Origin of the sequence: Endozoicomonas sp. 4G, assembly GCF_023822025.1 — a bacterium.
GTDB lineage: Bacteria > Pseudomonadota > Gammaproteobacteria > Pseudomonadales > Endozoicomonadaceae > Endozoicomonas_A.
In genome coordinates, this window is the sequence record NZ_CP082909.1 from 2,098,775 (window position 1) to 2,125,359 (window position 26,585).

The window sequence follows — 26,585 nt, forward strand, 5'->3', positions numbered from 1 at the left end:
GTTGAACGGTCTATTGGGAAATCAGGTTAGTAAAAATCTGGAGAAGAAGTCGGAGGATCAGTCTTGATCATCCTTTTTTCTTTTTACGTTAGATGGCGGCTGGTCATACGCTTTCCTTTTGGGTCTTTTGGGTCTTTTGAGTCTCTGGTCGGCAGCCAGGTGGGTCTGTTTGTGCTCTTTCAGAGAGCTCACCCGGTCAGTGTCGTAGTGGCAGCCCTCATGGTCACATTGGTAACTCCTGAGTCGCTGGTCGGCAGGCAGGTGGGTCTGTTTGTGCCTATTCAGATTGCCCTGTATGTCGGTGCTGTAGTAGCAGCCTTCATGGTCACACTGGTGCACTTTGGTTCTCTGGTCAGCAGGCAGGTGGGTCTGTTTGTGCTTTTTCAGATCGTACGCCCGGTTGGTGCTGTAGTAGCAGCCTTCATGGTCACACTGGTGCACTTTGGCTCTCTGGCCAGCAGGCAGGTGAGTCTGTTTGTGTTTTTTCAGATGGTTCGTCTGATGGGTGCTGTGATCAGGTGAGATGATTTTCGGGTGGTTAACAGAGTCCCTTTCTGTTAAGTCTACTTCTGATTCAGTGGCTGTTTCACTGCCTGAAACGGGCTCCTGCTTAATCTTTTTCAGTATCAGAGTCGTACAATACTGATTGACTTCATTTGATACTCGAAAAGGATTAAATGTCGTGTTTACATACTCAACATCAGATTCGGTATCCGCTTCGTCTTTGCCTGGACTGTTGTCGCTGTTTTCATCGGGGGTGCTGCTGTCTTCGCTGTCACTGTCTTCGCTGTCACTGTCTTCGCTGTCACTGTCTTCGCTGTCACTGTCTTCGCTGTCGGCACTATCATCAGAGGCTGCTCGACTGTAAGCCTTAGCTTCGACGTCAGTGGCAGGAAAGACGTCGGTCTGAGCGTGGCCATTAGAACTATGCACAGAAAAGGCCATGGCCAAGATCAAAATCAATGGTTTTTTGGATAGCAAGGCCTGAGTTCCCAGTCGTTGAACAGTTCATTGGGAAGTCAGGTTAGTCAAGATTTATAGAGAGGTCGGAAGTTTCTTTGAGGCAAGTTTGAGGGGCGGATCATTCTTTATCATCCCTTTTTCTTTTCTCGTTAGAGGGTGGCTGGTCATACGTTTTCCTTTTGGGTCTTTTGGGTCTCTGGCTGAGAGGCAGGTGGTTCAGTTTGTGTCTTTTCAGATTGCCCCTAATGTCGGTGCTGTAGATGCAGCCCTCATGGTCACATTGGTGCACCTTGGGTCTCTGGTCGATAGGCAGGTGGATCCGTTTGTGTCTTTTCAGTAGCTTATTCAGGTTAGTTCTGTAGTAGCAGTGTTCATGGTCACACTGGTACCTCTTGAGTCTCTGATCGACAGGCAGGTGGGTCTGTTTGTGTTTTTTCAGATCGATCATCCGGTCGGTGCTGTAGTAGCAGCCTCCGTGGTCACACTGGTGCACTTTGGATCTCTGGTCAGCAGGCAGGTGGGTCTTTTTGTGCCTTTTCAGATCGTGCGTTCGGACGGTGCTGTAGTTGCAGTCCTTATGGTCACACTGTTGTCTTCCGGATCTCTGGTCGATAGGCAGGTGTGTCTGTTCGTGCTCTTTCAGAGTGCACAAGTAGGTGCTGCTGAAGTAGCAGCCCTCATGCTCACACGGGTATCTTCTGGCTCTCTGGTCGATAGGCAGGTGGATTTGTTTGTGCCTTTTCAGATTGCCTGCCAGTTTGGTGCTGTAGTTGCAGCCCTCATGCTCACACTGGTGCACCTTGGTTTGTTTGGGTCTCTGGTCGGCAGGCAGGTGGGTCTGTTTGCGTCTTTTCAGACGGCTCATACGCTTGGTGCTGCATGCAGGTGAGGTGATTTTCAGGTTGTTATCAGAGTCTGCTTCTGTCGCTTTTACCTCTGATTCAGTGGGCATTTCACTGTCTGAAACAGGCTCCTGCTTAATCTTTTTCAGTGCCAGAGCCGCACAATACTGAATGACTTCATTGGATACTCGAAAAGGATCCAGTGTTGTGTTTACATACTCAACTTCAGATTCGGCATCCGCTTCGTCTTCGCCTGGACTGTTGTCGCTGCTTTCATCAGAAGTGCTGCCGTCTTCGCTGTCACTGTCTTCGCTGTCACTGTCTTCGCTGTCACTGTCTTCGCTGTCACTGTCTTCGCTGTCACTGTCTTCGCTGTCACTGTCTTCGCTGTCACTGTCTTCGCTGTCGGCACTATCATCAGAGGCCGCCCGACGGTAAGTCTTAGCTTTGCCGCCAGAGTCAGGAGCAAAGCAATAGCGAGTGTCTGGCTTTAAGAGAGTGTCATCACCGAAGCAAACTTGTGCCATACCGCTGTCGTTCACCTCAGGTTCTTGCTTCAACTCCCACCATTCAATGACCTCACTCTCTTCATTTTCGCCAGGTAGAAGCCTTATCTGGGTGGGGGGGTTATTTCCGAAGCATACTTGCAGAGCGAAGAGCAAACCCATGCTCTTTTCCTGAGCGTGGCCATTAGCGTAATGCATAGAAAAGGCAATGGCTAAGGTCAAAATTAATGGTTTGTTGAATAGCAAGGCCTGAGTTACCCGTTTTTGGACTGTTTATTGGAAATTCAGGTTAGTAAAGATTTGGAGAGAGGTCGGAAGTTTCTTTGAGACAAGTTTGAGGGGGGATCATTTTTTATCACGCTTCTTTCTTTTCTTGTTAGATGGCAGTTGGTCGTACGCTTTCCTTTTGGTTTTTTTGAGTCTCTGGCCGATAGGCAGGTGGGTCTGCTTGTGCCTTTTCAGGCTGCTCGTGTAGTCGGTGCTGTAGTTGCAGCCCCCATGTTCACAGGGGTGCAGCTTGCTGGGTCTTTGGTCCATAGGCAGGTGGGTCTGTTTGTGCTTTTTCAGGTTGCCCGTGTTGTTGGTGTTGTAGTTGCAGCCCTCATGGTCACAATGATGCACCTTGGGTCTCTGGTTCATAGGCAGGTGGGTCAGTTTGTGCTGTTTCAGCTTGCTCGTGTAGTCAGTGTTGTAGTTGCAGCCCTCATGGTCACAATGATGCACCTTGGGTCTCTGGTTTATAGGCAGGTGGCTCCGTTTGTGTCTTTTCAGATATCTCGTTAGATCGGTGCTGTAGTAGCAGCCTTTATGGTCACAATGGTACATCTTGAGTCTTTGGTCGACAGGCAGGTGGGTCTGTTTGTGCTTTTTCAGATCGTGCGCCCGGTCGGTTCTGTAGTTGCAGCCTTCATGGTCACAGTGGTACTTCTTGAGTCTCTGGTCGACAGGCAGGTGGGTCTTTTTGTGTCTTTTCAGATCGGGCGGCAGGTAGGTTCTGTAGTAGCAGCCTTGATGGTCACACTGGTGTACTTTGGTTTTCTGTTTAGTAGGCAGGTGGGTCTTTTTGTGCCTTTTCAGGGGATCTATTTGGTGGGTGCTGTAGTTGCAGCCCTTATGGTCACACTGGTGTATCTTGGGTCTCTGGTCGGCAGGCAGGTGTGTCTGTTTGTGCCTTTTCAGATGGCTTGTGTTGTCGGTGTTGTAGTTGCAGCCCTCATGGTCACAATGGTGCACTTTGGGTCTCTGGTCCATAGGCAGGTGGGTCTGTTTGTGTTTTTTCAGATATTTCGTCACATCCGTGCTGTAGTTGCAGCCTTCATGGTCACAGTGGTACATCTTGAGTCTCTGGTCGACAGGTAAGGTGATTCCCTGTTGGTTAACAGAGTCCGGTTCTGTCTCGTTTACCTCTAACTCAGTGGGCATTTTACTGTCTGAAACGGTCTCCTGCTTAATCTTTTTTAGTACCATAGTCGTATAATACTGACTGATTTCATTTGATACTGGAAAAGGATTAAGTGTCGTGTTTACGTACTCAACATCAGATTCGGCATCCGCTTCGTCTTCGCTTGGGCTGTTGTCGCTGTTTTCATCAGAGGTGCGGCTGTCTTTACTGCCACTGTCTTCGCTGTCGGCACTATTATCAGAGGCTGCCCGACTGTAAGCCTCAGCTTCGACACCGGTGGCAGGAGAGGCGCCAGTGGCGTCAAGTTCTGGCAGCGCATCCCTGACGTGAAAAAGCCAGCACTGTGTGTCGGAGATCTTTTCCTGAGCGTGGCCATTAGCGTAATGCACAGAAAAGGCCATGGCCAAGGTTAAAATCAATGGTTTTTTGAATAGCAAGGCCTGAGTTCCTAGCCGTTGAACTGTTTATTGGAAAATCAGGTTAGTCAAAACCTGGAGAAAGGCCGGAAGTTTTTTTGAGGTTAGTTGGGGGTCATCATTTTTTATCACCCTTCTTTTTTTTCTTGTTAGATGGCGGCTGGTCATACGCTTTTCTCTTGGGTCTCCGGTTGCCAGACAGGTGAGTCTGTTGGTGCCTATTCAGATTGCCCAGCAGGTAGGTGCTGTAGTAGCAGCCTTTATGGTCGCACCGGTGCGCTTTGGGTCTCTGGTCAGCAGGCAGGTGGAGCTCTTTGTGCCTTTTTAGATCGGACGTTCGGTCGCTGCTGAAGTTGCAACCCTCATGGTCACACTGGTGCTTTCTGACTCTCTGGTCGATAGGCATGTGGCTTTGTTTGTGCCTTATCAGATTGTTCATCAGGTGGGTGCGGTAGTTGCAGCCCTCATGGTCACACTGGTGCACCTTGGCTCTCTGGTCGGCAGGTAGGTGGGTCTGTTTGTGATTTTTCAGGTTGCCCGTGTAGTCGGTGCTGAAGTTGCAGCCCCTATATTCACAGTGGTGCAGCTTGTTGGGTCTCTGGTCGATGGGCAGGTGGGTCTGTTTGTGCTTTTTCAGGTTGCCCGTCTGGTTAGTTCTGTAGTTGCAGCCCTTATGGTCACACTGATGCACCCTGAGTCTCTGGTCGATAGGCAGGTGGCTCTGCTTGTGTCTTTTCAGATATTTCTTTAGGTCGGTGCTGTAGTAGCAGCCTTCATGGTCACAATGGTGCACCTTGGGTCTCTGGTCGGCAGGCAGGTGGGTATGTTTGTGTCTTTTCAGATCGTACGTTCGGTAGGTTCTGTAGTAGCAGCCTTCATGATCACACTGGTACACCCTGGGTCTCTGGCCGACAGGCAGGTGGGTCTGTTTGTGCTTTCTCAGGTGACCTATTTGGTAGGTCCTGTACTTGCAGTCCCCATGGTCACACTGGTGCATCTTGGGTTCTTTGGGTCTCTGGTCGGTGTTGTCCGCAGGTAAGGTGATTTTCGGATGGTTAACAGACTGCACTTCTGTCACGTGTATCTCTGACTCAGTGGGCATTTCACTGTCTGAAACGGGCTCCTGCTTAATCTTTTTCAGTATCAGATTCGTATAATACTGACTGATTTCATTTGATACTGGAAAAGGACCAAATGTCGTGGTTACATACTGAACATTAGATTCGGCATCAGCTTCGTCTTCGCCTGAACTGCTGTCGCTATTTTCATCAGAGGTGCTGCTGTCTCCACTGCCACTGTCTTCGCTGTCGGCACTATCATCAGAGGCTGCCTTACAGTAAGCCTTAGCTTCGACGCCAAGGTCGGGAAAAACGCCGGTGGCAGGAAAAACGCCGGTGGCAGGAGAAACGCCGGTGGCAGGAGAAACGCCGGTGGCAGGAGAAACGCCGGTGGCAGGAGAAAAGCAATAGCGAGTATCTGGCCGTAAGAGGATGTCACCATCGAAGCAAACTCGTGGCATGTCGCTGTGGTTCGCTTCAGGTTCTTGCTGCAACTCCCACCATTCAATGGTCTCGCTCTCTTCGACAGCCAGAGCGAAGAGCGAAGGCATGCTCTTTTCCTGAGCGTGGCCATTGGAATGATGCACAGAAAAGGCCATGGTCAAAGATAAAATTAATGGTTTTTTGAATAGCAAGGCCTGAGTTCCCAGTTGTTGAACTGTTTATTGGAGAGTCAGGTTAGTCAAATTCTGGAGAGAGGTCGGAAGTTTCGATCAGGCACTGGGCAAAAAAGGCTTTTGTGGTTGCTGAGTCTGGTCAAGACTTTTTGGAAATGATCAGATTACCCGTTTCAGGATCACGCCAAATATATACCTCATCGCAATCGAACCGGTAGTTAGCGGGCAACCGAACGGTCTGGCTTCGACCGTTCATAAATAGTTTGGCGGTGTGTCTCATACCCAGCTCCACCAATGGCTAGTCACCCCAATGCCACCAGCTCCTTGATTTCCTGGTCCGACAACTCGGTAATCCACTGTTCGCCACTGGCAACCGTCAGGTTGGCCAGCTCTTTCTTGCCCTGAATCATGGCATCGATTTTTTCCTCAAAGGTGTTTTCGGTAATCAGGCGATGCACCTGGACATTGCGTTTCTGGCCAATACGGTAAGCCCGGTCGGTGGCCTGGGCTTCCACCGCCGGATTCCACCAGAGATCGTAGTGAACAACCTGGCTGGCCGCAGTGAGATTTAAACCGGTACCCCCGGCTTTCAGGGACAGGATCATGGCGCGGGTGCGTCCATTGTTTTGAAAGTCTTCGACGATTTCGTCCCGTTTCTTGCGGGACAGGCCGCCGTGCAGGAAAGGAACATCCAGGGTCATTTCCTGTTGCAGCGTATTCACCAGTAACTCCCCCATGGTCGTGTACTGAGTAAAAATAAGCACTTTCTCATCAGCATCCATTGCCTCACGCATCAGCTCCATAAACAGCGCCAGTTTTCCGGACTCTTCGACACTGGCCTGATCGTGGTTCAGGAATTGCGCCGGTGCATTACATATCTGCTTTAAGGCATTGAGCAGTTTGAAAATAATGCCTTTGCGTTCAATTCCTTCTTCACTGGAGTGCAGGTCTTTCATAATGGTGTTAACCGTACTCTGGTAAAGGGATGCCTGCTGTTTGCTGAGGTTGCAGAAGCGGTTGCTTTCCACTTTATCCGGCAGGTCGCTGATGATGGTTTTATCCGTCTTCAGTCGTCTGAGAATAAACGGGCTGGTGAGTTTGCGAAAGCGGTCCAGGCAGTTCTGGTCACGGTCTTTCTCAATGGGGGTGGCCAGCTCTTCCTGAAACTTCTTCTGGGTGCCAAGATAACCTTTATTGGTAAAGTCGAACACGCTCCAGTATTCCCGCAGGCGGTTTTCAACCGGTGTGCCGCTCATGCCAATGCGGATATCGGATTTCAGCTTTTTGATGGCTTTGGTTTGCTGAGTGCCCGGGTTTTTAATGTTCTGGGCTTCATCAATGACCAATGTGCGCCAGCGTGGTTTAGCCAGTGAGGCACTGTCGGTGCGGATAAGGCCGTAGCTGGTGAGAATCACGTCATGGTCACTGATCTTTAGCTGTCGTTTGCTGCCGTGATAGACCTGCACGTTTAAATCCGGGGCAAAACGTTCAATTTCTTTGCGCCAGTTGGTCAGCAGGGAAGTAGGGGCCACCACCAGGGCTTTCTGTTGATCAAGCTGGCCGTTTTCTTTCTGGTGCAACAGCAGGGCAATGACTTGCAGGGTTTTACCCAGACCCATGTCATCGGCCAATAATGAACCAAAACCGATGCGGGCATTTTGCGCCATCCATTCGTAGCCGCGCTGCTGATAGGGGCGTAGTTCAGCATTCAGGCTGGCAGGCAGAGGTGCGGGTTCGCCTTTGAGCAGCTGTTCAAACAGTTGTCTGGCACTGTCGCCTAAATCCACTTTGGCACCATCCAGTTCACCAGACAGGCCAGCTTTTAACAGATCGGTGCGTGACAGGGTTTCCGGTAAATTGTCCAGTTTTTTAAGCAGTTGCTGCAATTTGCTGTCATCCAGCATGACGTATTGATCCAGCATTTTAACCAGACCATCGGCGCCCTGAAGCAACTGATTAAACTCGTTGACTTCAATGCGCTGGTCGCCCAAAGCCACTTGCCAGTTAAACTGCAAAAGCTGGTCAAGGTTCATATAACTGACAGCATTATCACTGTCACTTTTTGACAATGACAAACTGAGCTGAGGGTACACCAGCTTTTGCAGTCGTTTAGGCAGTATCAGCTGAATACCCAGCATTTGCAGGGCAGGGAGGGTTTCCCTGAATATGGGAGTGAAGGCCTGAAGTGTGTAATGCAGCGGGCGATGTTTTTTTTGGGTCTGGTAAAGCTGTTCTATAGCAGGCATATAATCTGCCAGTAATGCCAGGTCGGTCAGCACGCTTATTTTGGTTTCAGATAATGAACCCTCTTTAAACAGTTCGGGCAGCGTCAACATGGTCTGCTTCTGTTCAACCCTGATATCTACTGATAGCTGGTCAGCTATCTGATCATCTGCTTCCGGGCTCTCCACCTCTGCCACCAGCAGGTGCAGACGGTGCGCTCGCTCTCCCAGTGATAGTCGGTTCAGCCAGTTGCGAATGACCTTGGGGTAAGCAAGCGTTTCAAACTCGTTAAACAGGCAGGGTGATCCGGCAAAAAACAGACGACAGACATCTTCTTCCCAGTATTTATCGGGCCCTGCTTCCATGGCTTGTTCCATAAAGAAGCTGATGATGGCGTTGATGGCCAGATGAATCTGGGTTTGGCTGTCTGCATAATGCAGCTGAGGCTTTTTGCGGTTTTTCTGGGTTGTTTCTAATACCACGAAATCCGGTGGACACACGTCGTAGAATATCTGTAGCTGCTTTTTCACCGGTTCACTAAGCAGTGCTGGTTGCCACTGTATCAGCGTCAGGTCATCCTGTTGCATAAAGACGGCCGGAATAGCAGCATGTTGCTGCACCAGCTTGACACTTAGGCGATAAAGCCATTGCCAGAGCAGCGCTTTGTGAAAATATCGGCTACGTTCAGGGCTGTGAATATTGCGTAACGATGCCAGCAGGCTGATCCATTCGTTCGGTTCCGATACAGTCTGTCCATTATCCTTGCTTCGGGCCGAGTGGAAACAGCCATTCTGGTCGATCACCAGCTGGGTCAGGCTGAAGTCAGCAATATCCAGTGTATTTTCCGTCGCCTGTTGTTTTTCGTATTGGTTGGCATAACGGGCGCTGCGTTTGTAAAAGTCAGTCAATACGGTTTTAAATTCTTTGCCATAAAACAAGGGTTTTGGTGTGAGAATGCCCTGAATCCTCTCACCCAATGGCTCAATAGTGGCCAGGTCCAGCAACTCAAAGGTTGGGGTTTTTGGCAACTGCCAGTCTTCAGACACTGGCTCGCGCTGCCAGAAAGACATCACCTGTGGCGGTGTGTCGGCTTTCGCCAGGGACATGCCGGTTTGTTTCTCAATGGCTCCGGGTAAATCCATACCATGAAGCCTGAACACCATAAACGGGTCTTTATCAATCTCATTGGCGATCAGATAGATGACGGCAGCAATATGTTTGCATGGCATTGCCCAGTCAGGACAGGAGCAGCTGGCTTTCATATCATCCCAGCGTTTGGGAAACAGGGGGATGTTCTGTTTTTCCATCAACGTCAGCATCTGAGCGGGGAGTTGCCGGTTCAGTAATTTAGCAAGCAGAGCCGGGCTCTGGCTGACGGCCATTAAAATGCTTTGTTGCTGGTGGGTGGTAAAACCCGGTAGATGAACCTTGACTTGGTAGGGTCTTGGTCGTCTTCCCCGAACATCTGCATGGGTTGAGGTGCCTTTAAGCTCAATGTTGGATACCGAGCCGTTACCGGCATAGCGGCGCCCACGGGGCAGGCGGTTGCTGTAATCAATGCCGTTAAAGGCTTCCAGCCATTGTTCGCCCCACCAGGTTTGGCCGTAGTTTGTTGCCATTAGTTTGTCATCTCATTATTTACGTAACTGGGTTACTGTAGCGTTTTTGACAGGGTATTGCTCACTCAGGTAGCGGAAAGAACCAGCTCGTAGATGGGTTGCCCGTTCTGGTGATGATTTTCTTTCAATTTGATTGGATACAATAATGTCCAAAATATCGTATTTTACCTAAAAAAAGCTATAATAGTATCCATATTTCATGGATGTGACTCACCACGATGAGCTTATTGTCATTATTAACACCCAATGATGTTCAGCAGCAGCTAGCCACTGCGGTTATGGACAGAAGAAAGGCAAAAAAATGGTCCCGTCAAAGTCTGGCAGAGCGGAGTTCTGTGCCAGCATCAACGATCAAAAAATTTGAATCAACCGGGCAGATATCGTTGCGGCAGTTCATTTTGCTCTGGCAGGCAGTTGATCAGCTGGAAGCCCTGGTTGCATTGACAGAAAAAGCTGAGTCTATGCCTGGTAGTATCAGCGAGGTATTAAAAACATGAGGGTTCGAAAACTCAGTGTACATCGCAGGTTCAGTGACGGGACAAAGCATAAAGTCGGTGAGTTGGCTCAGAATCAAAAGGGTATTTTCTTTCAATATGATGAAAGCTATCTCAGTCGTTTTCATAGCCTGTCTCCTTTCACCTTGCCCTTTGACGCTACCTTGAGTCGCGGGCCCAGGCAGCCACACCAAGGGTTACAGGGAGTTTTTGCCGATTCTCTGCCTGATGGCTGGGGCTTGCTGTTAATGGATAGAGCCTTCCGGCAACAGGGCATACTTCCACATCAGGTAACCCCGATGGATCGTTTGGCATTCATCGGTGAGAGGGGGATGGGTAGCCTGAGTTATACACCGGCTATGGATCATGCCACTGAGAATGATCACTCTTTATCAGACATTGCGCTGTTGGGTCAGGAGGCTCAACAAATTTTTGAAGGTGAGGTTGAAGAGATATTACCTGTTCTGGCTCAGGCTGGTGGTTCGGGGGGGGCCAGACCCAAGGTGTCGGTATGGCTTGATTCCGATAATGCCCGCTATGTCAGCATTAAGCCACAAAGTCACCTAACCCCCTGGTTGGTAAAATTTACTGCCAAGAGTCTTCCCCTCGGGCATGAAGAAAGCCTGTGTGAAGCACTCTGGTTAACTCTGGCAAAACAAGCTGGATTGACGACACCGCAATGGCACCTCATTCATGATACCGGAAACTCTGGTGCAAAAGCCTGGCTGGCATTGAAGCGATTTGATTGTTCAAACCACCCGTCTCAGCGGGGGCATTTTCATATGCAAACACTGTGTGGTCTTATGGATGCCGATTTCCGACAACCCTCAATGGATTATGAGGATTTGCTGAAAGTGAGCCAGATTTTGTGCCAGAATCCGGCAGTGGCACAGGAGCAATTTGCCAGGGCTATGTTCAACTTGTTTGCTATGAATCAGGATGACCATACGAAAAACTGGTCTTTTTTAATGGATGACCATGGTCGTTGGTCACTGGCACCTTTTTATGACGTAACCTTCAGCCCAACACCCTACAACAACCACATGACAGCCTATATGGGATACAGTTCCCAGCCGCCACTAGAGGTCATACAGAAACTGGCCAGCCAGGCAAATTTTGCAAACTGGAATCAAGCCAGACGAGTGATTGAGCAAGTGGTTGAGTCTGTGCAAAGCTGGAGTGATCAGGCCGGATTGTTCGACATTAAGGCTGATACCCAAAAGCTGATAGGTAAACAGTTACGTGAAACCTGGCGGGCTAATAAAGGGTTATTCAGTTGAAGCCAGCAACAAACCTTCCGGACTGAGGCGATAACTTTGTCTGGGGCTGTTTGAGCTATCGGGGTTAGTCATGCTGATCAATCTTTGATTAAGGGATAATTCAGGACACGCAGATTGGACATGGTAGAAAATAAAATGTTCCCAGGTGCCGTCGAGGTTTAGGGTTAAAAGCGGCATCGCATGGGATCATTCTTTATCACCCTTCTTTCTTTTCTTGTTAGATGATGGCTGGTCATAGGCTTTTCTTTTAGGTCTCTGGTCAGCAGGCAGGTGGATCCGTTTGTGTCTGTTCAGCTGGCCCGTCTCGTAGGTGCTGTAGTTACAGCCTTCATGGTCACACTTCACTTTGGGTCTCTGGTCGCCAGGCAGGTGGGTCTGTTTGTGCCTTTTCAGATCGCCTGCCCGGTAGGTGTCGTAGTCGCAGCCCTCGTGGTCACACTGGTGCTCCTTGGCCCTCTGGTCGGCAGGCAGGTGGATCTGCTTGTGCTTTTTCAGATCGTTTGTCCGGTTGGTGATGTAGTCGCAGCCCTCATGTTTACACTGGTGCACTTTGGGTCTTTTGGGTCTCTGGTCGGCAGGCAGGTGGGTTTGTTTGTGCTTTTTCAGGCCGCGCTCCAGGTCGCTGCTGTAGTTGCAGCCTTCATAGTCACACGCGTGCACCTTGGGTCTCTGGTCGGCAGGCAGGTGGGTCTGTTTGTGCATTTTCAGATAGTACGTGCGGTTGGTGCTGTAGATGCAGCCCTCATGGTCACACTGGTGCGGCTTGGGTCTCTGGTCGGCAGGCAGGTGAGTTTGTTTGTGCCTTTTCAGGCTGCCCGCCCGGTCGGTGCTGTAGTTGCAGTCTTCATGGTCACACTGGTACACCTCAGGTCCATTGGGTCTCTGGTCGGCATGCAGGTGGGTCTGTTTGTGCGTTTTCAGCCGACCTGTGTGGTCAGTGCTGTCAGTAGGTATTTCACTGTCTGAAATGGCGTCCTGCCCAATCATGTTCAGTCTCAGGGTCGCACAATACTGACTGATTGCGTTTAATGCTCGAAAAGGATCAGGTGTCGTGTTTACACACTGAATATCTGTTTCGGTATCCGATTCGGTATCCGTTTCGTCTTCGTCTGAACCATTGTTGCTGCTTTCATCAGAGCTGCCGCTGTCTTCACTTTCAGAATCTTCATCAGAAACTGCCCAATGGCAAGCCTTAGCTTCGATGGCGGGGTAAGGAGAGACGCCGGTGGCAGGAATAAAGGGCTCTGGGGTGTTGATCAGCACCTTGCCGACAGCCAGAGCAAACAGCAAAGACATACTATTTTCCTGAGCGTAGCCATTAGAGCAATGCATAGAAAAGGCAACGACCAAGGTCAGAGTCAATGGATTTTTGGAGAGCAAGGCTTGGTTTCCCAGTCGTTGAACTGTTCATTGGAAAATCAGGTTAGTCAAAATCTGGAGAGAGGTTGGAGGTTTCTTGGTTATCCGCACTCCTCCAGTTTGAGGTGGGTTAAGAGGCGGATCATTCTTTATCACCCTTCTTTCTTTTCTTGTTAGATGGCGGCTGATCATACGCTTTCCTTTTAAGTCTCTGGTCGGCAGGGAAGTGTGTCTGCTTGTGCTTGTTCAGATTACCCGTGTAGCTTGTGCTGAAGTTGCAGCCCTCATGGTCACAGTGGTGCACCTTGGGTCTCTCGAGTCTCTGATCGGCAGGCAGGTGGGTCTGTTTGTGCTTTCTCAGATCGGCCGCTCGTTTGCTGCTGTGGTTGCAACCCTCATGGTCACACCGGTGCATCTTGGGTTGCTGACCGGCAGGCAAGTGGGTCTGTTTGGACGTTTTCGAGTGATCCATGTGGTCGGTGCTGTAAGTGGGTATTTCACTGCCTGAAACGGGTTCCTGCTTAATTTTTTTCAGTGCCAGAGCTGCACAATACTGACTGATTTCATTTGATACCGGAAAAGAACTAAGTGTCGTGGAGACATACTGAACATCAGATTCGGCATCCGCTTCGACTTCGCTAGAATGACTGTCGCTGTTTTTATCGGAGGTGCCGCTGTCTTCACTGCCACTGTCTTCGCTGTCGGCACTATCATCAGAGGTTGCCCGACCGTAAGCCTTAGCTTCGACGCCAGTGGCAGGGAAAACGCAATAGCGAGTGTCTGGCTTTAAGAGGATGTCATCACCGAAGCAAACTCGTAGCGTGTCACTGTCGTTTTCCTCGGATTCTTGCTTCAACTCCCACCATTTAATGATCTCGCTCTCTTCAATAAAAGGTTTCGGAGTGTTGAAAAGTGCCTTGCCGACGGCCAGAGCGAAGAGCAAAGGCAACCTGTTTTCCTGAGCATGACCATTAGAGCAGTGCATAGGAAAGGCCATGACCAAGATTAAAATCAATGGTTTTTTGGATAGCAAAGCTTGGCTTCCCAGTTGTTGAATTGTTTATTAGGAAATCAGGTTAGTCAAAATCTGGAGGGAGGTCAGAAGTTTCTTTGGGGTAGGTTGGTAGGCAGGCAGGTAGGTCTGTTTGTGCGTTTTCAAATTGTTCGCCTTGTTGGTGCTGTAGTTGCAGCTCTGATAAACGATTAATGTTTACCTTTTAGTGGCTGTCAGGGTTTGATGGGCCGGGTGGGCTTACGGTTTGTAGGCTGTATTTATATTTTATATGGATGTCCTTTTTATTCATTGTCAGTCCTTGCCAGCTGATCAGAAAAAAAAACTCGTGTCTCTTTAACTTTCTTTTTGTACTTCCTGCCAATGTTTAAACTGGGATGGTCTTAGACCGTAACGAGCTAATACACCTTCGTGTAAACGACGGAGTTCTTCAATAATCAGCGATGACAAATCTGAGCGTGAGGCTTCTTCAATGTCTTCTGGTAACAGGGCTTTAATCAGATCTACAGGATCAGAGTCCGGAGTGAGAACTATTTCTTTGACCGTTTTTTTAATCAAGTCCCGATGTTTAAGTCGCAGCGGATCAGGCTCAGCCAGCTGTTGTTTAATCGCCAGATATTCCTGCGTTGAGCGTTCATAAGCCCATAGATAGAGATCACGTAACAATTCAATCCGGGTCATTTCATAGACGCCCAGAGTCGCACAGCTATAGGCTTGTTCCGGTACATCCAGAAAAGTAAGAGGGCAGAGATTGGCCTGGATTAATGGCAGGTTAGCTGCCAGACGTGATGTCCGTTTGTTCACATCAGCAAAAGGTTGCAGATAGGGCAGGTGGACCATCATGAAAAAAGACTGCTCAAACGGATCTTCAATCTGACTGGCTTTTTGCAACAGAATATCAAGCAGTTCACTGATAATGACTTCGCCAGCCAGTGGCCTGAAAACACTGTTACCTATTTCTACCTGATGCTGTCGAATTCGTCCTTCATCAGCAGGGTTAGGCAACAGGTTTTCGGACAGTAAACTGTGAAGGTTTAATAGGGTAAAGCGATTGTATGAAGCGGTTTCTGCATTATCAACCAGCAACTCTATGGCTGACTTATGATTCAGAATCATCTGTGTCTCAATAGCTGCCTTTCCTCGGGCTGCATGACCGTCTTCTATAAGCCGAACAGTATCAAGACGGCTGTAGGTATTACCCTCCAGATGACTGGATGCCCAGGATAAGTCAATCAGGAAACGGTTCAGAATTGCACGACCGTATGTGCCAGCGGGTTGTGATGTTTGTTTAGTGTCGCCCATACGCCAGAGCTGATGGCGTATGGGAGCTGGTAAGTAGTAGGTGTTGTTGGGCTGGTATGTGTCCAGAAATTCTCGCTGGTATCCAATGGGTTGTCGGGCTTCGACAGGTTGCTCTATATAAGACAGAATATCCTTACTGTCTGGCGAGAGTGGAATAGAGAGTGGAATAAATGCAGGAAAATTGCCAGGTTGATCATTATCCTGATTTGCCTGAGATAGACTTAATGCCTGATATCGCCTGCCCCGTCCCTCACCAAGAGCAGTTATCTTGTTTTCGGCCAGTAAACTGTTTAACCAGCGCTGGGTTGTTCGGCGGGTAAGGTTTGGGTGAGCAGCCAGCAGTTCAGAGATAGAGACTGGCTTGTTGGCTTGCATGATAGCCTGGTATAAATCATCGAGAGTATTCATGAATGTGGCGCAACTTTGAAGATCTTTGGCGCGATTATGACGCATTATATCTAATTGCGCCATAATTGCGCCATTGTTTTGGCGCGATTAATTGGAAGGAAAACGATACTGCACAAGGCTAACTGCTGCTACCCAACTGCGAAAATTGCAGAGTTTTCTGCGCTTACATGGTTGTGTTCTTTAACCTAACCTCGCTTGTATTTAACACACAAGAGCTGTCTGTTTTTAACGTTTAGGTTTCCACTTCCACATTTTTCCCATGAAACTCGTGATACAGAGGATGGCCTTTCATAATTTCATCCATATCATCGAGGCCAGCATACCCGCAAAACCCAATCTGCAGAACCTTTTCCAACTTGTGATAGCAACATCTCGTGGTTGTCTGAAGCTTACGACGTTTATCATAACCCATGCAAATATAGACAAGGTCATTCTCACTATAATGGCTCTTGCATATAGAGCACCTTCCCTGATTTTTCTGCATGAGTTTGTCAAACTCTCTCTGTAGGCGCTTTTCCATAATACTCTTTCTAACCAAATAAAAATAAGGTGATAGTATCACAGTGTTGCAAGTGATCGAATCCTTATTCTTTCCAGCCTTGAAGTATCTATTTGGTATTTCAAGTTCCGGTAGCCCATCCCGGACTGGGAAAAGAGGGAGAAGAATAGTTTCGACGCCCGGGAAGTGAATGCCAATTTTCTGGTTATCGTCAGGTAGAAGCCTGATCCGGGTGGGGAGGTTATTTCCGAAGCATGAGACTTGAATAAAAGGCTTCGGGGTGTTGAAAAGTGCCTTGCCGACGGCCAGAGCGAAGAGCAAAGGCATGCTATTTGCCTGAGCATGACCATTAGAGCGATGCGCAGAAAAGGCAATGGTCAAGATCAACATCAATGGTTTTCTGGATAACAAGGCTTGGCTTCCCAGTCGTTGAACTGTTTATTGGGAAGTCAGGTTAGTAAAAATCTGGAGAAAGGTCAGAGGTTTCTTGGAGGCGGGTTAAGAGGCGGATCATTCTTTATCCCCCTTCATTCTTTTCTCGTTAAAGGATGGTTGATCATACGCTTTCCTTTTAACGCTCCCAGGTCTCTGGTCAGCAGGCAAGTGGGTTTGTTTGTGCACTTTCATATTATTCGTCCGGTAGGTGCTATAGTTGCAGTCCTCATGGTTACACAGGTACACCTCGGGTTTCTTAGCTTTCCGGTCGACAGGCAGATGGATCCGTTTGTGCCTTTTCAGATCGTCCGCCCGGTCGCTCCTGTAGTCGCAGCCCTCATGGCCACACTGGTGCATCTTGGCTCTCTGGTCGGCAGGCAGGTGGGTCTGTTTGTGCCTTCTCAGATGGCCCGTGTGTTCGGTGCGGTAGTTGCAGCCCTCATGTTCACACTGGTACACCTTGACTCTCTGGTCGGCAGGCAGGTGGGTCTGTTTGTGCCTTTTCAGATGCCACCTGTGTTTGGTGCGGTAGTTGCAGCCCTCATGTTCACAGTGGTACATCCTGGCTCTCTGGTAAGCAGGCAGGTGGGTCTGTTTGTGCCTATTCAGATGCCACCTGTGTTTGGTGCGGTAGTTGCAGCCCTCATGTTCACACTGGTACATCCTGGCTCTCTGGTCAGCAGGCAGGTGGGTCTGTTTGTGCGTTTTCGGGGTGGGTGTTTCACCGTCTGAAACGGGCTCTTGCTTAATCTTTTTCAGTGCCGGAGTCGCACAATACTGACTGATTTCATTTGATCCTCGAAAAGGATTAAACGACGTGTTTACATGCTGAACATCCGATTCGGCATCAGCTTCGTCTTCGTCAGAATGGTTGTCACTGTTTTTATAAGAGGTGCCGCTGTCTTCACTGCCACTGTCTTCACTGCCACTGTCTTCACTGCCACTGTCTTCGCTGTCACTGTCTTCGCTGTCGGCACTATCATCAGAGGCTGCCCGACGGTAAACCTTAACTTCGACGCCGGAGTCAGGAGAAAAGCAATAGCGACTGTCTGACTTTAAGAGTGGCTTTAAGAAGATGTCATCACCGAAGCAAACTTGTGGCGTGTCACTGTCGTTTGCCTCGCTCTCTTCTTCAATTCTCTCTTCTCCTGGTTCCTCAGGCCTTTTGTCACCTAGCCTGATCCGGGTGGGTTGGTTATTTCCGAAGCATGAGACTTCAATAAAAGACCCCGGGCTGTTAATAAGCGCCTTGTCGATAGCCAGAGCGAAGAGCAAAGGCAACCTGTCTTCCTGAGCGAGGTCATTAGAGCAATGTATAGAAAAAGCCATGACCAGGATCAAAATCAATGGTTTTTTAGATAGCAAGACTTGGCTTTCCAGTCGTTGAAATGTTTATCTCGTAATCAGGTTAGTAAAAATCTGGAGAGAGGTCGTAGGTTTCTTTGAAACGGGTTGGGAGGCGAATTATCCTTTATTTCCCTTCTTTCTTTTCACGTTAGATGGCGGCTGGTCAGACGCTTTCCTTTTGGGTCGCTTGAGCCTCTGGTTAGTAGGCAGATGAGTCTGTTTATGCTTTCTCAGATTGCTCGCGTACTCGCTGCTGTAGTTGCAGCCTTCATGGTTACACTGGTGCACCTTGAAACTCTTGGGTCTCTGGTCGGCAGGCAGGTGGCTCTGTTTGTGTCTTTTCAGATTTTCCGCCCGTTCGCAGCTGTAGTTGCAGCCCTTATGGTTACACCGGTGCAGTTTGGGTCTCTGATCGGCAGGCAGGTGGGTCTGCTTGTGCTTTTTCAGGTTGCCGGTCAGCCGAGTGCGGAAGTTGCAGCCCTCATGGTCACACTGGTGTATCTTGGGTCTCTTGAGCCTCTGGTCGGCAGGCAGGTGGGTCTCTTTGTGCCTGTTCAGATGGCACGCCTGGTTAGTGCTGTAGTTGCAGCCCTCATGGTTACACTGCAGCTTGGGTTTCTGGTCGGTAGGCAGATGGGTCTGTTTGTGCACTTTCAGATGGCTCGTGTATCCGGTGCTGTAGTGGCAGCCCTCATAGTCACAGTGGTGTACCTTGGGTCTCTGATCGGCGGGCAGGTGGGTCTGTTTGTGTGCTTTCAGATTGCCCAGGTGGTCGGTGCTGTGCTTGCAGCCTTCATAGTGACAGTGGTGTACCTTGGGTCTCTGATCGGCGGGCAGGTGGGTCTGTTTGTGTGCTTTCAGATTGCCCAGGTTGTCGGTGCTGTGCTTGCAGCCCTCATAGTGACAGTGGTGCACCTTGAGTTTCTTGGGTCTCTGGTCGGCAGGCAGGTGAGTCTGTTTGTGCCTGTTCAGATGGCCCGAGTGGTCGGTGCTGTGGGTGCAACCCTTATGGTCACACTGATACATCTTGGGGCTCCGGTCAGCAGGCAGGTGAGTCTGTTTGTGCCTTTTCAAATGGCCCGCCTGGTCAGTGCAAGCAGATAAGGTGATTTCCATGTAGTTAACAAAATCCGCTTCTGTCACGTCTGCCTCTGGCTCAATGGGCATTTCACTGTCTGAAACGGGTTCCTGCTTAATTTTTTTCAGTGACAGAGACGCCGCACAATACTGACTGATTTCATTTGATCCTCGAAAAGGATTTAATGACGTTGTTACATACTGAACATCAGATTCGGTATCCGTTTCGTCTTCGTCAGAAGGGTTGTCACTGCTTTCATCAGAGGTGCCGCTGTCTTCACTGCCGCTGTCTTCGCTGCCACTGTCTTCGCTGCCACTGTCTTCGCTGCCACTGTCTTCACTGCCACTGTCTTCGCTGTAGGCACTATCATCAGAGGCTGCCCGACGGTAAACCTTAGTTTTGACGTCAGGAGCAGGGGAAAAGCAATAGTGAGCGTCTGGCTTTAAGAGGATGTCATCACCGAAGCAAACTCGTGGCGTGTCACTGTCGTTTGTCGCGCTTTCTTCTTCAATTCTCTCTTCTCCTGGTTCCTCAGGCCTTTTGAGTTCTGGTAGCGCATCCCGGACTGGGAAAAGAGGGAGAAGAATAGGCGGCAGGGCATCAGCCTCTCTAAGGTAGACTCCTTTCGTGGATAAGACCTCAATAAAGAGCTCCGGAGTGTTGATCAGCGACTTGTCGACAGCCAGAGCAAACAGCAAAGGCAACCTGTTTTCCTGAGCGTAGCCATTAAAGCAATGCGCAGAAAAGGCAGCAGCCATGAATAAAATCAATGGTTTTTTATACAGCAAGGCTTGGCTTCCCAGTCGATGAACTGTTTATTTGGAAGTCAGGTTAGTCAAAATCTGGAGAGAGGTCGGAGGTTTATTTGCCTGAAGAACCGGTGCCGCCCTTTTTAGGGCATGGTGTTTTCACCAGGTAAAAGGTCGAAACAACACAACCACCCACCAAACCATAAAAATGGGCGTCAACCATGACCTTACCACCAATGTTCATAGCAAGAGACGAAGTACTATAGAGATCGATTTGCTCGGCTACGACCTTTACGACACAGGTTAAAATAAGCAGTGCTTTCCATCCCGTTGGAAACAAAGACTGTCGGGTGACAGCCACAATAAACAGTCCGTGTGAAACACCTGAGAACCCGGCATAACCGGCCAAATCCGGGTTTAGAAGCCATAACCCGGCGCTGACCCACAAGCACAGAAAGCAAGTGGTCAGGACTCCTTGAGTGCCGAGAATAAACGACCGGTTAATCATCAGGATACAGGCAAGACCCGCCAGGTTGATGAGCAGATGGTAAGCGTTAAGGTGAACAAAGTGCCCGGTAAACAGTCGCCACCACTGCCCCTGCTCAATCAAGTGACCACTGTAAATCAAAGATTCCATATTGAATGACATACAACAATTCTGTAACACAACGTCGTTAGTATTTTAAACCTCTATCCACTGTATCAGCTTCTTTACCGAACCGAAAATTGTCGTGCTCCAGATGCTTGAAATCAGGCTATCTGAGTGGGGCTGGAGTGCCCAAAGCGTATAAATCGTTATTGAAAAGACAAGGCTGTTGGTATAAACACGACAATTGTTGCATATATAAAAAAAGGGGGATTAACGTGTCTATAAAGAACACTGGGGTTCTGGTTCCGAGAACCCTGCTTGCCACTATGATGACGGTCTCGTCGACGGCCAATGCCGACCTGCTTATCAGTGAATACGTTGAAGGGAGTTCATACAATAAAGCCATTGAGCTCTACAACACCAGTGACTCAGATAACATTGACTTATCCGGTTACAAGCTGGTGCTATTGCGCAACGGTGCGGCTGATAATACGGTGACTCTCAACTTGTCAGGAACGCTGGAGAGCAACCAGACGTATTTGATCGTTAACAATCAGGCATCGGATGAAATGCAGGAAAATGCATCGCTGGTGACCAATGATGCTATGGATTTTAATGGCGATGACCCCATGCAGTTGCAAAACGCTGAGGGTGTTGTGGTTGATACCATTGGCAGCGGGTCGGGCTCTGATCAGGTTGATTTTGAAGACCAAACCTTTGCCCGAAAAGCAGAGGTACTAACGGGCTCTTCAGTCTGGAAGCAGGAAGAGTGGGATCAGTTTGCCAAAGATTACATTGACGGTCTTGGTTATACCCCGGAGGGTACTTTTAATGTCGCATCTCCTGAAGACGGGAGCGACAGTACCCCGAGGCCTGAATTTGGCCAGTGTGGTGATGAGAGCTCACGTATATCCGCTATTCAGGGAACAGGCGACACCTCTCCAGTGGTTGGGAACCTGGTGACTGTGCAAGGTATTGTGACCCGGACATTCCCTGGCTCTAACCTCTACTATGTACAACAGTCACCTTCTGCTGCCGATACTGAGGGTGCCTCTGTGGCCATTCAGGTATACGACAATATAAATACTCCTGAACCCGGCGACGAAGTTTATATACGAGGCGTAGTCGATGAATACTACGGTATGACCCAGCTGGTTGATATTGGCGCTGACTTTGATGGCAGCTGTAGCTCTGGCAATACCCTTGAGCTAACCCAAGTCACCATGGAAAAGGGCGATGACCTTGAGCCTTATGAGGGCATGACGGTGGCGTTAAATGCTACTGACGACTTTTATGTCACTGAGACCTACAAACTAAACCGTTATGGTGAGACCATGCTGGCCATTGGCGGGGTCCGTCAAATACCCACCAACCTGTACACGGCTGCCAGTGAAGAGGCTATTGCCCTTCAGAAGGAAAATGATGCCAACATTATTGTTCTCGATGACGGCATTAGCGATCAGAATGCTGGCGAAATCACTTATCTTGAAAACCTTTCTGACCAGTATCCACTGCGGGTTGGCAGTAAGATAGCAAGCGGCATGGAAGGAGTTCTTCAGTACAGCTATGGCAGTTTTCGCCTGATTCCGGATGACCAGATCATTGCCGATGGCAGTCAAGTTCCGAGGCCGGAAGATCCTGAAGTTCGGGCAAACGGTGATCGTCGTGTAGCCAGCTTCAACGTACTGAATTATTTTAACGGACTGGTGAACCCTGATGGCTCTATTGACTGGAGTCAGTCGGATCTTGCTGAGTCCCGTGGTGCAGATAACGCTGAAGAATTTCAGGTGCAGCGGTCAAAAACCATCTCGGCCCTTGCCAGAATGGATGCAGATATCATCGGTATCCTGGAAATGGAGAATGATGGCTGGGATGAGCAGAGCGCCATTCATGATCTGGTGAACGGCTTGAATGCCTCTGCTGAAAAAACACCCGGAGCCGTGTATTCATTCGTCAAAACCAGCGATGAATACGTCGGCACTGATGCGATCAAGGTTTCCCTGCTCTATAACGAGTCTGCCTTTGAGCTGGTAGGGGCTCCAGTGGTGTTAACTGAGTACCCTTTTGATAATACCACCGCCAAACATCGCCCCCCGATGATTCAGACCTTTAAAGACAAGATATCCGGTGAAGAGTTAACGGTGGTGATTAACCACTTCAAATCCAAAGGCTCCAGTTGTGAAGCTCTGGCGGATCCCGAAGATGAACATGGCCAGGGCAACTGCAACCGTATGCGGGTGACTGCGGCTGAAACCCTGGGTCTGTACCTTGAAGAAAATTACGCTGGTAAAAATGTTCTGGTGATGGGTGACTTGAACGCCTACGCCAAGGAAGATCCGATGCTGGTGTTAACCGAAGGTGAAAATCGGGAAACTGAAAAAGTGGTTCGTAACACTGACGGTGAATATGAAGTAGCAACAACCTCGCACCGCCTGGGCTATAAGGAGGTCATTGAATATTTGCATGGAACGTCACCGGTTTCCTATGTTTTTGATGGTGAAGTGGGCGCTCTGGACCATGTGCTGGCCAGTCCGGAAATACTGGAAAAAATAACCCAGGGACAGGAGTGGGCCATCAACAGCGTGGAGACGATTACCCATGATTATAATGCCGAGTTCAAAGATGAGGTCGATAGTAACGGCGTCAGCTGGTACGACCGGATGGTAAACCCTGACTCGCCTTTCCGCTCTTCTGACCATGATCCAGTGATCATTGACATCCGGTTAGACTCCGGTGTCAGTGCCGGAGACGATGCGGGCATAACCGAAGAAGAAGAGATTGAGGGAGGCAGCTTCGGATTCCCGATGCTGGGGCTGGGCATATTGTCACTGTTTATTCTTCGCCGTAGGAAGAAGGCGCTGGCATTATAATAACGTCGTAACTCGTTCCCACTCTGGAGAGGGTGGGAACCAGAGTAACACTGCCTGATTAATCAAAGCGTCGAGAGTGACAACTTAAGCATTTCAGTGATTTGCGCGATAATAGCCTGGCTTGACTCGGGTTCAAACTGCTGAATGGCTGGTGTATGGATATGCCCGGTAGGGATCTTGGAATTGAGCTCATTTCTCAGGCGAATGCTGCGATACGATATCTCATTCGATAAATAACCACCACCGGAACCAGCCACCGCAACCTGACCTTCCAGTTGACCCAGCGAAGTTGCCGAATAGGTTTTTTGCAAGGTGCTCACTTGGCGATTATCGTTAATCTTATATTGGCCTTTCGCTTTTATCATGGCATTCACTGGCAAACTAAACTCAACGAATTCGGGACCGGGTAACGGTTGGCTTTGCAATTTCGAGATCACTGGATTAGCTTTACTTCCTCCTGAATAAACATTCGAATTTCCTGGTGCTTCCGCGCTACGTCGTTTGCCGGGAAAGCGTTCTAAGTCAAAATCAGATCGTCCCATACTGATGGTAGCTATCAGATCAACATTATTCAGTGAATAAAAAGGTGCTAAAGTCTGTTCAATTAAGCCCTGGTCAAAGTCGCCGTATCTGACCGGCACGGTGAAGGTATTGATTTCTGCGGTGATCCCCAGATGTTCAATGACCAATCCGTCAAGCACTAAAGCGGCTACCCCAGAAGGGTTGCTTTGACTAATATTACGGTCGAGAAGGAAAGGGTCAAATCCAGAAAGCAAAATTTTCTTATCCGCTGGCTGATGATAGCTGAGATCATAGATTCCACGACTAGCGCCTTCTAATCGGGCAAGGAGCGCTTCTCTTTGGGTCGGTGTTATGGCGAAATTCGGTTTACTTGCCCGAATCACTTTACTCAACTTCAATCTTTGCCAGTACAAGCTTCTGTCATCATAGTTGGCCAGTTTATGGATTTGTTTTTTGGCATCCTGCCACAGCAAATCGCCACGGTTATCAACTAAGCGTTTGGCTTGCGCATAACTGGAGGAACCTGACCATTGCCGGGTAAATTCTTGGTGGTGATGGTCCAAAACCCCTATGCTCCCGGCGATTGATTTCTGTGCATTATCAATCCGCTTTTCTTCCACTGATGCCTGAGAGAGGGCAGAGCTTGAAAAAATACCCAGAGTCAAAGCTATTAGAGGTGTTATTGTGACTAATTTTGACCGTATGCTTTTCATCAGAATCCACTCTTTTATTTTTTCTGCATTGGTACCATAAGTGCGTAACCTTTGTATAGGATTAAGGCCGTAAATCAACAAAAATACGTATGGGTTCCCACGCCGTGACCACAGAACCTAAAGCATGAGAGCCAGGGAAATTTTAGGCAGGTTGGAGGGCGGGTCATTCTTTATCACCCTTCTTTCTTTTCTTGTTAGATGGCGGCTGGTCATACGTTTTCCTTTTAAGTCTGTGGTCGGCGGGAAAGTGTGTCTGCTTGTGCTGTTTCAGATTGCCCGTGTAGTTGGTGCTGTAGTTGCAGCCCTCATGGTCACACCGGTGCTTCTTGGCTCTCTGGGCGGCAGGCAGGTGGGTCTGTTTGTGCGATTTCAGATTGCTCGTGTAGCGGGTGCTGTAATTGCAGCCCTCATGGTCACACTGTTGCACCTCGGGTCTCTGGTCGGCAGGCTGGTGGGTCTGTTTGTGCCTTTTCAGGTGCTCCGTCTGGTTGGTGCTGTATTGGCAGCTCTCATGGCCACAGTGCTGCACATTGAGCCTCTGGTCGGCAGGCAGGTGGGCCTGCCTGTGCTTTTTCAGATTGAACGTGTAGTTTGTGCTGTAGTTACAGTCCTCATGGTCACACCGGTACATCTTGGATTTCTGGTCGGCAGGCAGGTGGATCTGTTTGTGCCTTTGCAGATTGTTCACCTGGTAGGCGCTATAGTTGCAACCCTCATGGTCACAGTGGTGAACCTTAGGTCTCTGATCGGCAGGCAGGTGGGTCTGTCTGTGCTTTTTCAGGTCGTCTGCCCGGTAGGCGCTGTGGTGGCAGCCCTCATGTTCACATTGGTGCATCCTGGGTCTCTGGTTGGCAGGCAGGTGGGTCTGTTTGTGCCTTTTCAGATGGTTCGCCTTAACGCCGCTGTAGTCGCAGCCCTGATGGTCACAATGGTGCGCCTTGGGTCTCTTGGGTCTCTGGTCGGCAGGCAGGTGGGTCTGTTTGTGCGTTTTCAGATTGTGCGCCTTGTCGGTGCTGTAGTTGCAACTCTCATGGTCACACTGGTGCACCTTGGGTTTCTTAGGTCTCTGGTCAGCAGGCAGGTGAGTCTGTTTGTGATTTTTCAGATGGCCAGCCCGGTAGGTGCTGTAGTTACAGCCCTGATGGTCACACTGGTGCACCTTGATTCTCTTGGGTTTCTGGTCGGCAGGCAGATGGGTCTGTTTGTCCCTTTTCAGATGGCCAGTTTGATCGGTGCTGTGAGCAGGTGAGGTGATTTCCGGGTGGTTAACAGAGCCTGCTTTTGTCACGTCTACCTCTGAGTCAGTGGGTATTTCACTGTCTGAAACGGGCTCCTGCTTAATCTTTCTCAGTTTCAGATCCGAACAATACTGAATGATTTCATTTGATACTCGAAAAGGATTCAGTGTTGTGGCTACATATTGAACATCAGCTTCGTCTTCTTCAGAGCTGTTGTCGTTGTTTTCATAAGAGGTGCCGCTGTCTTCACTGCCACTGTCTTCGCTGTAGGCACTATCATCAGAGGCTGCCCGACGGTAAGTCTTAGCTTCGACGACAGAGTCAAGCGAAAAGCAGTAGCGAGTGTCTGGCTTTAAGAGGATGTCATCACCGAAGCAAACATGTGGTGTGTCGGTGTGGTACCATTCAATGGCCTCGCTCTCTTCTTCAATTCTCTCTTCTCCTGGTTCCTCAGAGCTTTTGTCGCCTCTAAAGCGGGGGAGCATCAGACTCCCTCTTTGTCTGGCTGTTGCAACGATTTCACGTTGATGATCTTCTCCTCGCTGTATCTCAGTGGCGATAGCTTTAACCATAGAGTCAAGTTCTGGTAGCCCATCCCGGACTGGGAAAAGAGTAGTTTTGACGCCCGGGAAGTGAATGCCAATTTTCAGGATATCGTCAGGTAGAAGGCTTATCCGGGCGGGGAGGTTGTTTCCGAAGCATGAGACTTCAATAAAAGGATTCGGGGTGTTGAAAAGTGCCTTGCCGACGGTCAGAGCATACAACAAAGGCAACCTATTTTCCTGAGCGTAGCCATTAAAGCAATGCATAGAAAAGACAACGACCAAGGTCAAAGTCAATGGTTTTTTGGAGAGCAAGGCCTGGACTCCCAGTCGTTGAACTGTTTATTGTGAAATCAGGTTAGTCAAAAATCGTAAAGTATTCATTTGTCTGAGGAGTTGTTGTTGATTTACTTTTCTTGAATGTAACCTTTCGTGAAATTTATTGACTGCGTATGCAAAAATCTGTTCTTATAGCTCTGTCTTCCCGGTTAACCGGCCTTTT

General features: G+C 49.1%; 17 protein-coding genes. 3 read left to right on the plus strand and 14 right to left on the minus strand.

All coding sequences use genetic code 11. From position 1 onward, the window contains the following. Positions 1 to 57: 57 nt before the first annotated feature. The 5 genes from K7B67_RS08175 to K7B67_RS08195 form a co-directional block, all read right to left on the minus strand. A complete protein-coding gene (locus K7B67_RS08175) occupies positions 58 to 981 on the minus strand; it encodes a hypothetical protein (RefSeq protein ID WP_252179855.1) in 924 nt (307 codons plus the stop codon). Between the two features lie 100 nt (positions 982 to 1,081). Next, on the minus strand, positions 1,082 to 2,557 hold the full coding sequence (locus tag K7B67_RS08180; protein WP_252179856.1) for a hypothetical protein: 1,476 nt from the start codon (positions 2,555 to 2,557) through the stop codon (positions 1,082 to 1,084). Between the two features lie 99 nt (positions 2,558 to 2,656). Continuing rightward, positions 2,657 to 4,150, minus strand: a complete 1,494-nt coding sequence (locus K7B67_RS08185; protein ID WP_252179857.1) for a hypothetical protein — start codon at positions 4,148 to 4,150, stop codon at positions 2,657 to 2,659. A 97-nt stretch (positions 4,151 to 4,247) separates the two neighbouring features. After that, positions 4,248 to 5,822, minus strand: coding sequence for a hypothetical protein (locus K7B67_RS08190; RefSeq protein ID WP_252179858.1), 1,575 nt, complete (start codon positions 5,820 to 5,822; stop codon positions 4,248 to 4,250). Between the two features lie 284 nt (positions 5,823 to 6,106). Continuing rightward, positions 6,107 to 9,646: a DEAD/DEAH box helicase gene (locus K7B67_RS08195; RefSeq protein ID WP_252179859.1), complete on the minus strand. Its 3,540-nt coding sequence runs from the start codon at positions 9,644 to 9,646 to the stop codon at positions 6,107 to 6,109. A gap of 218 nt (positions 9,647 to 9,864) precedes the next feature. Between K7B67_RS08195 and K7B67_RS08200 the strand changes: the two genes are divergently transcribed. Both K7B67_RS08200 and K7B67_RS08205 read left to right on the plus strand, forming a co-directional pair. Further along, positions 9,865 to 10,143 (plus strand): transcriptional regulator, encoded by a 279-nt coding sequence (locus K7B67_RS08200; protein WP_252179860.1) that lies wholly within the window; start codon positions 9,865 to 9,867, stop codon positions 10,141 to 10,143. Beyond that, entirely contained in the window at positions 10,140 to 11,420 is a 1,281-nt protein-coding gene (locus tag K7B67_RS08205) for a type II toxin-antitoxin system HipA family toxin (RefSeq protein ID WP_252179861.1), read from the plus strand. The genes K7B67_RS08200 and K7B67_RS08205 overlap by 4 nt, the downstream gene beginning before the upstream one ends. A 186-nt stretch (positions 11,421 to 11,606) precedes the next feature. Here K7B67_RS08205 and K7B67_RS08210 read toward each other — a convergent pair whose 3' ends face one another. The 7 genes from K7B67_RS08210 to rrtA all read right to left on the minus strand — a co-directional run bounded on the left by K7B67_RS08210 (position 11,607) and on the right by rrtA (position 20,258). Then, positions 11,607 to 12,800, minus strand: coding sequence for a hypothetical protein (locus tag K7B67_RS08210; RefSeq protein WP_252179862.1), 1,194 nt, complete (start codon positions 12,798 to 12,800; stop codon positions 11,607 to 11,609). A gap of 121 nt (positions 12,801 to 12,921) precedes the next feature. Beyond that, entirely contained in the window at positions 12,922 to 13,812 is an 891-nt protein-coding gene (locus K7B67_RS08215; RefSeq protein WP_252179863.1) for a hypothetical protein, read from the minus strand. 315 nt (positions 13,813 to 14,127) lie between these two features. After that, entirely contained in the window at positions 14,128 to 15,501 is a 1,374-nt protein-coding gene (locus tag K7B67_RS08220; protein ID WP_252179864.1) for a Fic family protein, read from the minus strand. A 232-nt stretch (positions 15,502 to 15,733) separates the two neighbouring features. Continuing rightward, the gene (locus K7B67_RS08225) at positions 15,734 to 16,411 is read right to left on the minus strand and encodes a hypothetical protein (RefSeq protein ID WP_252179865.1); all 678 of its coding nucleotides are present in this window, start codon (positions 16,409 to 16,411) and stop codon (positions 15,734 to 15,736) included. Positions 16,412 to 16,510: 99 nt separating this feature from the next. Next, entirely contained in the window at positions 16,511 to 17,800 is a 1,290-nt protein-coding gene (locus K7B67_RS08230; protein WP_252179866.1) for a hypothetical protein, read from the minus strand. A gap of 99 nt (positions 17,801 to 17,899) precedes the next feature. Next, on the minus strand, positions 17,900 to 19,648 hold the full coding sequence (locus K7B67_RS08235) for a hypothetical protein (RefSeq protein ID WP_252179867.1): 1,749 nt from the start codon (positions 19,646 to 19,648) through the stop codon (positions 17,900 to 17,902). A 73-nt stretch (positions 19,649 to 19,721) separates the two neighbouring features. Next, positions 19,722 to 20,258, minus strand: a complete 537-nt coding sequence (gene rrtA / locus K7B67_RS08240; RefSeq protein WP_252179868.1) for a rhombosortase — start codon at positions 20,256 to 20,258, stop codon at positions 19,722 to 19,724. Positions 20,259 to 20,473: 215 nt separating this feature from the next. Here rrtA and K7B67_RS08245 point away from each other — a divergent pair, with 215 nt between their 5' ends. Further along, the gene (locus tag K7B67_RS08245) at positions 20,474 to 23,068 is read left to right on the plus strand and encodes an ExeM/NucH family extracellular endonuclease (protein WP_252179869.1); all 2,595 of its coding nucleotides are present in this window, start codon (positions 20,474 to 20,476) and stop codon (positions 23,066 to 23,068) included. 62 nt (positions 23,069 to 23,130) lie between these two features. Here the strand turns inward: K7B67_RS08245 and K7B67_RS08250 are convergent, their stop codons facing one another. Both K7B67_RS08250 and K7B67_RS08255 read right to left on the minus strand, forming a co-directional pair. Further along, positions 23,131 to 24,384 carry a hypothetical protein gene (locus K7B67_RS08250; protein WP_252179870.1) on the minus strand — a complete coding sequence of 418 codons (1,254 nt, stop codon included), beginning with the start codon at positions 24,382 to 24,384 and terminating at the stop codon, positions 23,131 to 23,133. Positions 24,385 to 24,466: 82 nt separating this feature from the next. Next, positions 24,467 to 26,398, minus strand: coding sequence for a hypothetical protein (locus tag K7B67_RS08255; protein WP_252179871.1), 1,932 nt, complete (start codon positions 26,396 to 26,398; stop codon positions 24,467 to 24,469). Between the last annotated feature and the right edge of the window lie 187 nt (positions 26,399 to 26,585).

What these genes read in the sequence shown, in the direction of transcription:
- K7B67_RS08205 (WP_252179861.1), top strand. Translation starts at nt 10,140, where the DNA reads ATGAGGGTTCGAAAACTCAGTGTACATCGCAGGTTCAGTGACGGGACA.
- K7B67_RS08200 (WP_252179860.1), top strand. Translation starts at nt 9,865, where the DNA reads ATGAGCTTATTGTCATTATTAACACCCAATGATGTTCAGCAGCAGCTA.
- K7B67_RS08195 (WP_252179859.1), bottom strand. Translation starts at nt 9,646, where the DNA reads ATGGCAACAAACTACGGCCAAACCTGGTGGGGCGAACAATGGCTGGAA.
- rrtA (WP_252179868.1), bottom strand. Translation starts at nt 20,258, where the DNA reads ATGTCATTCAATATGGAATCTTTGATTTACAGTGGTCACTTGATTGAG.
- K7B67_RS08220 (WP_252179864.1), bottom strand. Translation starts at nt 15,501, where the DNA reads ATGAATACTCTCGATGATTTATACCAGGCTATCATGCAAGCCAACAAG.